Raw genomic sequence first — 11,787 nt, forward strand, 5'->3', positions numbered from 1 at the left:
GCTCCCGGGCCGGGGCCCGGCGTACCGCCTACTCGGCCGGGTCGACGCCCGCGCGCAGGAGGCCGTAGGTGTACGCGTCCTCCAGGGCCTGCCAGGACGCGGCGATGACGTTCTCCCCCACGCCGACCGTCGCCCACTCGCCCTCGCCGTCGGTCGTGGTGATCAGGACCCGGGTCGTGGACTGGGTGCCGTGCTTGCCCTCCAGGATGCGGACCTTGTAGTCCACCAGCTCCAGCTTCGCGAGCTGCGGGTGGATCCGCTCCAGGCCGGCGCGCATGGCGAGGTCGAGGGCGTTGACGGGGCCGTTGCCCTCGGCGGTCGCGACGATCCGCTCCCCCTTGGCCCACAGCTTGACGGTGGCCTCGTTGGCGTGGGTGCCGTCGGGACGGTCCTCGACGATCGCCCGCCACGACTCGGTGCGGAAGTAGCGGCGGGCCCGGCCCTCGACCTCGGCGCGCAGCAGCAGCTCGAAGGAGGCGTCGGCGGCCTCGTACGTGTAGCCCTTGAGCTCCCGCTCCTTGACGCGCTCGACGACCCGGGAGATCAGGGCGCGGTCGCCGCCCAGGTCGACACCGAGCTCCTTGCCCTTCAGCTCGATGGAGGCGCGGCCGGCCATGTCGGAGACGAGCATCCGCATGGTGTTGCCGACCCGCTCGGGGTCGATGTGCTGGTACAGGTCGGGGTCGACCTTGATGGCGGAGGCGTGCAGGCCGGCCTTGTGGGCGAAGGCGGAGACACCGACGTACGGCTGGTGGGTGGAGGGGGTCAGGTTGACCACCTCGGCGATGGCGTGCGAGATGCGCGTCATCTCCTTCAGGGCCCCGTCGGGGAGCACCCTCTTGCCGTACTTCAGCTCCAGGGCGGCGACGACCGGGAAGAGGTTGGCGTTGCCGACGCGCTCGCCGTAGCCGTTGGCGGTGCACTGGACGTGGGTGGCGCCCGCGTCGACGGCGGCGAGGGTGTTGGCGACGGCGCAGCCGGTGTCGTCCTGGGCGTGGATGCCGAGCCGGGCCCCGGTGTCGGCGAGGACGGTGGAGACGACGGCCTGGATCTGGGCGGGGAGCATCCCCCCGTTGGTGTCGCACAGGATGACGACGTCGGCGCCCGCCTCGGCGGCGGCGCGGACGACGGCCTTCGCGTACTCCGGGTTGGCCCGGTAGCCGTCGAAGAAGTGCTCGCAGTCGACGAAGACCCGCCGGCCCTGCTCGCGCAGGTGGGCCACGGTGTCGCGGACCATGGCGATGTTCTCGTCGAGCGTGGTGCGCAGGGCCAGCTCGACGTGGCGGTCGTGCGACTTGGCGACCAGCGTGATGACCGGGGCTCCGGAGTCGAGGAGCGCCTTGACCTGCGGGTCCTCGGCGGCGGTGGCGCCGGCCCGGCGGGTGGAGCCGAAGGCGACGAGCTGGGCGTTGCGGAAGCGGATCTCCTGCTTGGCGCGGGCGAAGAACTCGGTGTCGCGGGGGTTAGCCCCGGGCCAGCCGCCCTCGATGAAGCCGACGCCGAAGTCGTCCAGGTGCCGGGCGATGGTGAGCTTGTCGGCGACGGTCAGGTTGATGCCCTCGCGCTGGGCCCCGTCGCGCAGCGTCGTGTCGAAGACGTGGAAGCTGTCGTCGACGGCGGTGGCGTCGCTCGCGCCGGCGACGGTATGAAGACTGTCGGTCTCCGTGGTCATGACTGTGTTGGCTCCTGTCGGACGGTGCTCCGGAAGGCTGGCTCCACCTGCCCCCATTCTCGCGCGCCGCCGTCGCCGGCCGTGGTGGGCCGGAAAACGAAAAGACCCCTCGCGGGTGCGAGAGGTCTGCGCGCGGGTCTGAGACACGGTGTCCACCGCCGCGGGGGTTGTGCCGCGATTCAGTGGTCACTGCGGACCGGCGCGCTGCTGCCCATAATCATCGTGGTAGCAAGCACCCCCGAAGTCTGCCACAGGCGCGGACGCCGGTGGACCCCGGTCTCACGATGCGGGCGGCCCCGCGCCGGGGCCTCCGGGCACCAGGGTGTCGTCGATGAACTCCCGTACGTGGGTGAGCACCGCCGCGCGGCCCGTGCCCGGTATGCCGACCGCCACGTGGACGCTGAAGCCGTCGAGCAGGGCGCGCAGGCGGGCGGCGAAGCGGTCGGGGTCCACCCGGCGCAGTTCGCCCCGCGAGATGCCCTCGGCGAGGAGGGCGACGAGGTCGCGGTGCCAGGCGCCCTCGATGGCGGCCTGGCGGGCGCGGGCGTCGTCGGCGGCGTTCTGCGAGCGGTTCCACACCTCCAGCCAGAGCGTCCAGTGCGGGTCGCGCGGCCCGTCGGGCACGTAGAGGTCGACGTACGCCTCCAGCCGATCCCGTACCGGCGCGGGGCGGGACAGCAGCGCGCCGCGCTCGGCGCCGAGACGGCCCTCGCTCCACTCCAGGGTCTGCAGCAGCAGTTCGTCCTTGGTGCGGAAGTAGTAGAGGAGGTGCCCGCTGCTCATCCCGACCTCGCGGCCGAGCCCCGCCATCGTGAGCCCGTCGAGCCCGCGCTCGGCGATGGTCGCCATGGCGGCGGCGAGCAGCTCTTCCCTCGGCGGCGCGCTGTTGCGCCGCCGTGCGGCCGGTGTCGTACGGGGTTCGTTCACTCGTACGTTGTACCCGATCCTTCCCGGTCCCCGGTGGGCGTCCGGCCGCCCCTCCGCCGCCGGCCGGTCACCCAGCCTTAGGCTGCTGCTGGGTGATGCAGTGGATGCCGCCGCCGCCCGCGAAGATCGCGCGGGCGTCGACCAGCGTGACCGTGCGGTCCGGGAAGAGGCGGCGGAAGATGCCCGCGGCGATCTCGTCGCGCGGGTCGTCGAAGGCGCAGAGCACCACCCCTCCGTTGCAGAGGTAGTGGTTGATGTAGGAGTAGTCGACCCACTCGCCGTCCTCCTGGAGGACGGTGGGCGCCGGGACCTCGACGACCTCCAGGCGGCGGCCCCTGGCGTCGGTCTGCCGGCGCAGCAGCTCGACGTTGGCCTTGCACAGCTCGTGGTCCGGGTGGGACGGGTCGGGCTGGGTGTGGGCGACCACGACGCCGGGGCGCGCGAAGGCGGCGACGATGTCGACGTGGCCGCGTGTGCCGTACATGCCGTAGTCGCCGGTCAGGCCGCGGGGCAGCCAGATCGCCTTGGTGGTGCCGAGCCTGGCGTGGATCTCGGCCTCCACCTGCTCGCGCGTCCACCCCGGGTTGCGATCGGGGCCGAGCTGGACGGTGTCGGTGAGCAGGACCGTCCCCTCGCCGTCGACGTGGATGGCGCCGCCCTCGTTGACCAGGGGGCTGGTGTGCACGGGGACGCCCGCGAGGTCCGCGACATGGCGGGCGATCTTGGAGTCGTGTTCCCAGCGCGCCCAGTCGGCGGCGCCCCAGCCGTTGAACACCCAGTCGACGGCCGCCAGTTCCCTGCCGTTCGTGACGAAGGTGGGGCCGATGTCGCGCATCCAGGCGTCGTCCAGGTCGCGTTCGGCCAGGTCGATGTCCGGGCCGAGCAGCGCGCGGGCGGACGCCCCGTCGCCCGGGGCGTGGACCATGGTCACCGGCTCGAAGCGGCGTACGGCGCGGGCGACCGACGCCCACGCCTCGCGGGCCTCGCGCAGCTCGTCGTCGTCGGTGAAGGTCGGGTTGGGGCCCGGCCAGGCCATCCAGGTGCGCTCGTGGGGGGCCCACTCGGCGGGCATGCGGAACATCGCGGAGTCCTTCACAGGAAGTAGAGGCGGTTGAGGGAGACGGAGTCGGCCGGGTCGGAGCGGACCGGGTCGCCGTCGAGGGTGACCAGGCCGGTGCGGCCGTCGACCGCGACCTCGCCGATACGGGAGTTGAGGAGCAGGTTCCCGGGGCCGATGCCGCGCGTGCCGCGCACGGCGACCCGGCGGCGGCGGGTGGGCATCAGGTCGTCGCCGGCCCGGGCGGCGGCGCCGGAGACGAACGCCACGGAGATGTCGGCGGCCGTCGCGCCGAACGCCCCGAACTGCGGGCCGAGGACGAGGGGTTCGCAGGTGTCGGTGGCGGCGTTCGGGTCGCCCACGACCCCGTACGCGGGGAAGCCCGACTTGAGGACGAGCTGCGGCTTGGCGCCGAAGAACTCGGGCCGCCACAGCACGATGTCGGCGAGCTTGCCGGCCTCGATCGAGCCGACCTCGTGCGCGAGGCCGTGGGCGATCGCCGGGTTGATGGTGAGCTTGGCCATGTAGCGCAGGACGCGGGCGTTGTCGTCGCCGTCCCCGTCGCCCTCCAGCGGGCCCAGCTCGGCCTTCATCTTCCCGGCCATGGCGAAGGTCCGGCGTACGGTCTCGCCGGCCCTTCCCATGCCCTGCGCGTCCGACGACGTGATGCCGATCGCGCCGAGGTCGTGCAGGACGTCCTCCGCGCCCATCGTCCCGGCCCTGATCCGGTCCCGGGCCATGGCCGCGTCGCCGGGCAGGTCGGTCTTCAGATCGTGGACGGACACGATCATCCCGTAGTGCTCGGCGACCGCGTCCCGGCCGAAGGGGAGGGTGGGGTTGGTGGAGGAGCCGATGACGTTGGGGACACCCGCCATCTTCAGCACGTTGGGGACGTGGCCACCGCCGCAGCCCTCGATGTGGAAGGCGTGGATGGTGCGGCCCTCCAGCACCTTGAGGGTGTCCTCCACCGACAGGCACTCGTTCAGGCCGTCGCTGTGGAGGGCGACCTGGACGTCGTACTCCTCGGCGACACGCAGCGCGGTGTCCAGGGCGCGGGTGTGGGCGCCCATGTCCTCGTGGACCTTGAACCCGCAGGCCCCGCCCTCGGCGAGCGCCTCGATCAGCGGCGCGTCGTGGGAGGAGGAGCCGCGGCCGAGGAAGCCGATGTTGACCGGCCAGGCGTCGAAGGCGTTGAAGGCGTGGCGCAGCGCCCAGGGCGAGTTGACGCCGACGCCCCACACGGGGCCGAACTCCTGGCCGATGATCGTGGTGACGCCGGAGGCGAGGGACGCCTCCATGATGCGCGGCGACAGCAGGTGGACGTGGGTGTCGACCGCTCCGGCGGTGGCGATGAGGCCCTCGCCGGAGACGATGCTCGTCCCGGTGCCGACGACGACGTCGACCCCGTCGAGGGTGTCGGGGTTGCCGGCCCGGCCGATGGCGTGGATGCGGCCCTCGCGGATGCCGATGGACACCTTGCGGATGCCCTGGACGGCGTCGATGACGAGGACGTTGCTGATGACGACGTCGCAGGTCTCGCGGACGGCTGCGGCCTTGAGGTGCAGCCCGTCGCGGGCGGTCTTGCCGAAGCCGGCGAGGAACTCGTCGCCGGGTTTCTGGGCGTCGGACTCGACGCGGACCGTGAGGCCCGAGTCGCCGAGGCGGACGCGGTCGCCCGCGCGGGGGCCGTGGGTGGCGGCGTACTCGTACGGGGTGAGACGGCGCGCTTCGGCGGGGTGGCCTCCGGGGCGGCTCATCGCTCGTCCTCCCGCTCGGTGGTTTCCGGTACGCCGAGGTATCCGCAGGCGGCGGCGCGGCGCAGCGCCTCCTCGCGGGCGCCCGGCGCGTCCAGCGGCCCGTCGACCAGCCCGGCGAACCCGATGGCGATCCGGTCGCCGCCGATCGGCACCAGGCCGACCTCCCCGCTCTCGCCGGGACCGAAGCGCACGGACGATCCGGCGGGGACGGCGAGCCGCATGCCGTAGGCCCGGGCGCGGTCGAAGTCGAGCCGGGGGTTGGCCTCGAAGAAGTGGAAGTGCGAGGTCACCGAGACCGGCACGCCCGCGGTGTTGGTGACCCGCAGTCGCGCCACGGGCTCCGGTTCGGTGTGCTCCGGTCCCGGCAGGAGCGCGCCCGGGCCATGCTCGCCCAGACCTCCGCCGATGGGGTCGCTGACCACGGCGAGCCGGGAGCCGTCGTCGAAGACGGCCTCCACGTGGACCTCGGTCACGACGTCCGCGACACCCGGCAGGACGTCGTCGGGGCCGAGCACCGAACGGGCCTGTTCGATCGCCTCGGCGAGCCTGCGCCCGTCGCGTGCCGCCTCGCAGACGGTGTCCGCGATGAGGGCGGTCGCTTCGGGGACGTTGAGCCGCAGACCGCGGGCCCGGCGGGCCCGGGCGAGCTCGGCGGCACCGAAGATCAGCAGCCGGTCGCGTTCCGTGGGGGTCAGTCGCACGTCACCACACCTCCTGTTTGAGCAACACTCTAACCATAAGATTCGGGGTAGGAAACCATTGACGGCGGTGCAGGGCGTCCGTCACATTGAGCGTCACTCTAAAAACCTCTTGGTCACCGAGCGGAGCGGGAGAGCGCCCATGCCGATTGAACAGCGCGGAGTCGACACGATCCCGGAGGCGGAGCGCACCAGCGGGCCGCGGGACCTCGTCTCGATCCTGCTGGGCTCCAACCTGTGCCTCGGCGTGATCGTCTTCGGCTGGCTGCCGGTGTCCTTCGGGCTCGGCCTGTGGCCGGCGCTCACCTCGGTGGTCGCCGGGACGGTCGCCGGCGTCGCCGTCACGGCCCCGCTCGCGCTGGTCTCGCTGCGCACGGCGACGAACCTGTCGACGTCCAGCGGCGCCTTCTTCGGCGTGCGCGGCCGGCTCGTCGGCTCGGTCGTGGGCCTGCTGCTGTCCCTCGGCTACACGGCGCTGACGCTGTGGATCGGCGGCGACGTGATGCTCGGCACGCTGGCCCGGCTCTTCGACGTGCCGACCGGGCCCGTCGCCCACACCCTGGTGTACGTCCTGCTCGCCGGCTGCACCGTGGTCGCCGCCGTGTTCGGCTACCGGCTGCTGCTGCGGATCAGCCGGTACCTGGCGGTCGGCATGACGCTGCTGCTCCTGCTCGGCGTCATCGCGTACGCCGGCGACTTCACCGCGGCGCCGCCGCCGGACACCCCCTACCTGCTGGGCTCCTTCTGGCCCACCTGGCTGCTGTCCGCCGTGGCGGCGGGCCTGAGCGGGCCGGTCGCCTTCATCACGCTGCTCGGCGACTACACGCGGTACGTCTCACCGGAGCGGCACACCGGCCGGTCGGTGCTGCGGGCCACCTGGGTGGGCCTGCTCCTCGGCCTGCTGGTGCCGCAGCTGTTCGGTACGTTCACGGCGCTGGCCGCGCGGGCGGGCGCGGACTACGCGGGGCCGCTGGTCGCGGCGGCGGCGCCCTGGTACCTGCTGCCGCTGCTGGTCGCGGCCGGCGCCGGGTCGGTCGGCAACGCCGGGCTGATGCTCTACTCGATGGGCCTCGACCTGGACGCGATCGTGCCGCGCGCCGACCGGGCCGCGGCCACGCTGGTGGTGGCCGCGGTGGCGACGGCGTTCGTGTTCGCCGGCCACTTCGCATGGGACGCGCAGTCGGCGATGACGTCGTTCGTGCTGCTGCTCACCGCGATCGGTACGCCCTGGGCCGTCATCACGCTGATGGGCCACCACCGGTGCGGCGGCCGGTACGACCCGGAGGCGCTCCAGGTGTTCAACCGGCGGGCCAGGGGCGGCGCGTACTGGTTCCGCGCCGGCTGGCACCCGCGCGCCACGGCCTCCTGGGCGGCGGGGGCGGCCGTGGGCCTGGCGGCGGTCTCGACGCCGCTGTACGAGGGTCCCCTGCTGGCGCTGACCGGCGGGGTGGATATGAGCTTCGTGCTGTCCGGCCTGGTGGGCGGCGCGGTGTACGCGGCGCTGACCCCCGGAGCGAAGACTCCGGCGCCGGACGCCCTGACGGCGCCCGGTCCCGGGACCGCCGCGGGGTGACGCGCGGCGGAACGCGGGACGCCCGCGCCCCCGAGCGGGGGGCGCGGGCGTTTCCGTACGCGCCGGGCGGTGCCGTGCGGGCCGGCCGGCCCTGTGGGTCCGGTCGTACGGGTCAGCCGACCTTGTGGGTCCAGCCGTGCGGGTCGTCCGCCGCGCCGGTCTGGATGTCCAGCAGCGCCTTGCGGAGCCGCAGCGTCACCTCGCCCGGCTCACCGCCCGACTGGGTCCACTCGCCGCTCGCCGACTTGACCCGGCCGACCGGGGTGATCACCGCGGCCGTACCGCAGGCGAAGACCTCCTTGAGCGTGCCGTTATCGGTGTCGGCGCGCCACTGGTCGATCGAGACGCGGCCCTCCACGGCCTCGTACCCGAGGTCGGCGGCGAGGCGGAGGAGCGAGTCACGGGTGATGCCGGCCAGCAGGGAGCCGGTGAGCTCGGGGGTGACGATCCGGTCCTCGTACACGAAGTACAGGTTCATGCCGCCGAGCTCCTCGACCCACTTGTGCTCGACCGCGTCGAGGTAGGCGACCTGGTCGCAGCCCTTGGCGGCGGCCTCCGCCTGGGCGAGCAGCGACGCCGCGTAGTTGCCGCCGGTCTTGGCGAAGCCGATGCCGCCGGGGACGGCCCGGACGCGGTCCTCGGACAGCCAGATCGAGACGGGCTTCACGCCGCCCGGGAAGTACGCGCCGGCCGGCGAGGCGATGACGATGAACAGGTACTCGTTGGCCGGTCGGACACCCAGCCCGACCTCGTTGGCGATCATGAAGGGACGCAGGTAGAGCGACTCCTCACCGCCGTGCGGGGGCACCCACGCCTGGTCCTGCTGGACCAGCGCGTCGCACGCGGCGACGAAGGTCTCGACCGGCAGCTCCGGCATGGCCAGGCGCTTGGCGGAGATCTGGAACCGCTCGGCGTTGGCCTCGGGCCGGAACATCGAGACCGAGCCGTCGGGACGGCGGTACGCCTTCAGGCCCTCGAAGATCTCCTGCGCGTAGTGCAGGGTCATGTTCGCCGGGTCGATCGAGAGCGGCGCGTACGGCGTGAGCTGGGCGTCGTGCCAGCCCCGCCCCTCCGTCCACTTGATCGTCACCATGTGATCGGTGAAGTGGCGGCCGAAACCGGGGTTGGCCAGGATCGCCTCGCGCTCCGCGTCGGACAGCGGGTTCGAGGAGGGCTTGAGCTCGATCGTGGGCGTCGTCGTCATGAGTGCTGTGTCCTTCACCGTTGTGTGTGACGGACCGCGCTCACGCCGCTACATCTGCTAGGACGTCCGAGCTTTCCCGCATGCCGCGGCCCCACGTTCGATTATCGCGCGCGTGGCCGGTGCAATGAAACGGCTGGAGTGCGGTCCAGGGTTGATGGTGGCACCCGGGGCCGCACAGGAGAAGCCGCCGGGTGCGTGTGCGACCCGGCGGCTGTGTCTGGTGATCCTCAGTCGGCGGGTCAGCTCGCTACGCGTACCGCGAGCGCGTCGCCGATCTCGTCCGTCGTACGCGGCACCGAGGCGTCGCGTTCCGCCAGATCGGCGGCGACGGCCTCCTCGATGCGGACGGCCTCGGTCTCGTGGCCGAGGTGCCGCAGGAGCAGCGCGACCGAGAGGACGGTCGCGGTGGGGTCGGCCTTGCCCTGACCCGCGATGTCGGGCGCGGAGCCGTGGACGGGCTCGAACATCGACGGGAACTCGCCCGTCGGGTTGATGTTGCCGGAGGCCGCCAGGCCGATGCCGCCGGTCACGGCGGCGGCGAGGTCGGTCAGGATGTCACCGAAGAGGTTGTCGGTGACGATGACGTCGAAACGCTCGGGCTGGGTGACGAAGAAGATCGTCGCGGCGTCGACGTGCAGGTAGTCGGTGGTGACGTCGGGGTACTCCTGGCCGACCTTGTCGAAGATGTTCTTCCACATGTGGCCGGCGTAGACCAGGACGTTGTTCTTGTGCACCAGCGTCAGCTTCTTGCGGGGACGGGCGTTGGCCCGCTCGTACGCGTCACGCACGACCCGCTCGACGCCGTAGGCCGTGTTGACGCTGACCTCGGTGGCCACCTCGGCCGGGGTGCCGGTGCGCAGCGAGCCGCCGTTGCCCGTGTACGGGCCCTCGGTGCCCTCGCGGACGACGACGAAGTCGATGGCCCCCCGCTGCTCGTCACCGACGGCCAGCGGGGTGGCGGTGTTGGGGAAGAGCTTCGACGGACGCAGGTTGACGTAGTGGTCGAAGGCGAAGCGCAGCTTGAGCAGCAGCCCGCGCTCCAGGACGCCGGAGGGGACGGAGGGGTCGCCGATCGCGCCGAGCAGGATGGCGTCGTGGCCCTTGAGGGACTCCAGCTCCGCGTCGGGGAGGGTCTCCCCGGTGCGGTGCCAGCGCTGGGCGCCGAGGTCGTACTCCTTGGTCTCCAGCTTCACATCCTGCGGGAGGACGGAGCGAAGGACCTTCAGGCCCTGGGCCACGACCTCCTGGCCGATGCCGTCACCGGGAACCACTGCGAGATTGATGCTGCGAGACATGACGGCACCCTACTCCTCCGTCCCAGAGCCTGACATGAGCGTTCCAGGATGTGGACCATGCGGACGACTTCGTCAGTTGGCGCGGTGCCCCGTCACCCCGCCGTTGTCCCGCCGGTCCAGGGCCCTCTGTAGGGCGGCGGCGGCGTTGCGGCGCTCGGTGTCGGAGGGGCGGGGGGCGGCGTGGCGGACGCGGCGAACGGCGGTCTCAGCGGCCATGACGATCGACTCCTTGAGATCAGAATGATTCGAGGCGCCGGAAGGGGCGGGGAGCGCGGCCGCAGGGGTTGCCTGCCGGGGGCACGGCGCTCTCGTCCGCCGTTCGCTTGATGGAGCGAGACGTTCGGCTCCTACAAAGCTAAGCCGTCATGGGGCGTCTGTCTCCACAATTACTCGGACTTCCTACTATCTGAGACGGGCGGCGGTGGAGCCGGGGTCGAGCCGCGCGCCCAGGCGCCTACAGCACGTCGCCGTCGCGCCAGTCGAAGAGCAGCGGCCCGGCGTCGGCGGCGGGCAGCGGCCGGCCGGCCGACGGGCGCAGGTACGTCGAGTCCTCCTCGTCCGGCAGGTGCGCCACCCCGCCGGGGCCGTACGCCTCGACACGGCCGTTCCACAGTTGCCAGCCGCGCGCCCGGTACAGCTCGGCCCCCTCGTCGGACGCCGACAGGGCGCCGAACGCGTAGGCCCCGTCGACGACCTCCTCCAGCGCCGCCATCACCCGGCCGCCCAGTCCCTGGCGGCGGCGGTCGGCGCGGACGGCGACCGCCTCCACGTAACCGATCCGGTACGAGCGCCCCGCGTGCGCGACCCGCCGCATGACCACGCTGCCGTGCGCGGCGACGCCGTGCTCGTCCCGCACGTACGCGTGGACGCCGCCGAGGCCGTGGTCCCAGTCCTCGTCGCCGAAGTCCCCGTCGAACGCGGCGTCCAGCATCGCCCGTATCCCGAAGAGCTCGGCCGGGGACAGCTCATAGGTGTGAGCCGTGTGGAAGGAGTCGGTCATACGCCCCACTCTGGCAGCGACGGCGGGGCGCGGGGTGCCTAATCGGCCACCGTCCGCGCCCCGCCGTCACACCCGCCGAAAGCCCGCCACCGTCCGCCGGCGCGCTCAACCGTGGTGCGCGCCGGCGGCCGGAGCCGTCAGAGGCGCCCGCCGGTCAGCCGGGAGAGCGGGCCGCGCCGGCGCAGCCCGGCCCGGCGGCCGAGGGCGTACGAGGACGCCACCACGGTCACCACACCGGCGCTCGCGCCGGCGGCGATGGCCTTCCTGGCCTTCACCAGCGTCCAGGCCACGCCCGCCTTCCCGACGGTCTGCCCGGCCGCCGTGCTGACGGCCGACTGGACCGTCCGGGCGGCCGACCTGGCCTTCTGCGTGGTGGCCCCACCGAGTCCGGCGAGCGCCTCCTTGCCGCCGCGCGCCGACTGCGACGCGTCGCGCGAGGCATCCTTGGCGCCCTGCGCCGTGCTGTTGGCCGCGCTCCGCGCACGGTCCTTCGTTGCCGTCGTCGTCTTGTTCGTCGTCGTCTCAGCCATGGAGAGCGTGTAACCGCGCCCGCGCCCCTCAAACTGACGACGGTTCACCTGGCGTACGACCGGGGTACCGGAAC

General features: G+C 72.7%; 11 protein-coding genes. 1 reads left to right on the plus strand and 10 read right to left on the minus strand.

Annotated features, from left to right (window positions below):
- Positions 1-28: 28 nt before the first annotated feature.
- The 5 genes from cimA to ureA all read right to left on the minus strand — a co-directional run bounded on the left by cimA (position 29) and on the right by ureA (position 6,114).
- Complete coding sequence (cimA, locus tag IE109_RS17070) at positions 29-1,672, minus strand: citramalate synthase (RefSeq protein ID WP_189551743.1); 1,644 nt, start codon at positions 1,670-1,672, stop codon at positions 29-31.
- Positions 1,673-1,951: 279 nt separating this feature from the next.
- Positions 1,952-2,536 (minus strand): TetR/AcrR family transcriptional regulator, encoded by a 585-nt coding sequence (locus IE109_RS17075; RefSeq protein WP_268251477.1) that lies wholly within the window; start codon positions 2,534-2,536, stop codon positions 1,952-1,954.
- A 130-nt stretch (positions 2,537-2,666) separates the two neighbouring features.
- Entirely contained in the window at positions 2,667-3,680 is a 1,014-nt protein-coding gene (locus IE109_RS17080; RefSeq protein WP_229891149.1) for an agmatine deiminase family protein, read from the minus strand.
- An 11-nt stretch (positions 3,681-3,691) separates the two neighbouring features.
- Positions 3,692-5,413, minus strand: coding sequence for an urease subunit alpha (locus IE109_RS17085; RefSeq protein ID WP_189551744.1), 1,722 nt, complete (start codon positions 5,411-5,413; stop codon positions 3,692-3,694).
- Positions 5,410-6,114: an urease subunit gamma gene (gene ureA / locus IE109_RS17090; RefSeq protein WP_189551745.1), complete on the minus strand. Its 705-nt coding sequence runs from the start codon at positions 6,112-6,114 to the stop codon at positions 5,410-5,412. The genes IE109_RS17085 and ureA overlap by 4 nt, the downstream gene beginning before the upstream one ends.
- 139 nt (positions 6,115-6,253) lie before the next feature.
- Between ureA and IE109_RS17095 the strand changes: the two genes are divergently transcribed.
- A complete protein-coding gene (locus IE109_RS17095) occupies positions 6,254-7,684 on the plus strand; it encodes a cytosine permease (protein ID WP_189551746.1) in 1,431 nt (476 codons plus the stop codon).
- A 112-nt stretch (positions 7,685-7,796) separates the two neighbouring features.
- On the opposite strand, the gene IE109_RS17100 is transcribed toward IE109_RS17095, so the two are convergent.
- The 5 genes from IE109_RS17100 to IE109_RS17120 all read right to left on the minus strand — a co-directional run bounded on the left by IE109_RS17100 (position 7,797) and on the right by IE109_RS17120 (position 11,713).
- Positions 7,797-8,888 (minus strand): branched-chain amino acid aminotransferase, encoded by a 1,092-nt coding sequence (locus tag IE109_RS17100; protein WP_189551747.1) that lies wholly within the window; start codon positions 8,886-8,888, stop codon positions 7,797-7,799.
- A gap of 239 nt (positions 8,889-9,127) precedes the next feature.
- A complete protein-coding gene (locus tag IE109_RS17105; RefSeq protein ID WP_189551748.1) occupies positions 9,128-10,183 on the minus strand; it encodes a 3-isopropylmalate dehydrogenase in 1,056 nt (351 codons plus the stop codon).
- Between the two features lie 72 nt (positions 10,184-10,255).
- Complete coding sequence (locus tag IE109_RS17110; RefSeq protein ID WP_189551749.1) at positions 10,256-10,399, minus strand: hypothetical protein; 144 nt, start codon at positions 10,397-10,399, stop codon at positions 10,256-10,258.
- 238 nt (positions 10,400-10,637) lie between these two features.
- Positions 10,638-11,183, minus strand: coding sequence for a GNAT family N-acetyltransferase (locus IE109_RS17115; protein WP_189551750.1), 546 nt, complete (start codon positions 11,181-11,183; stop codon positions 10,638-10,640).
- 137 nt (positions 11,184-11,320) lie between these two features.
- Positions 11,321-11,713, minus strand: a complete 393-nt coding sequence (locus IE109_RS17120; RefSeq protein WP_189551751.1) for a hypothetical protein — start codon at positions 11,711-11,713, stop codon at positions 11,321-11,323.
- Positions 11,714-11,787 lie beyond the last annotated feature (74 nt).

This window comes from Streptomyces lavendofoliae (genome assembly GCF_014649735.1).
GTDB lineage: Bacteria > Actinomycetota > Actinomycetes > Streptomycetales > Streptomycetaceae > Streptomyces > Streptomyces lavendofoliae.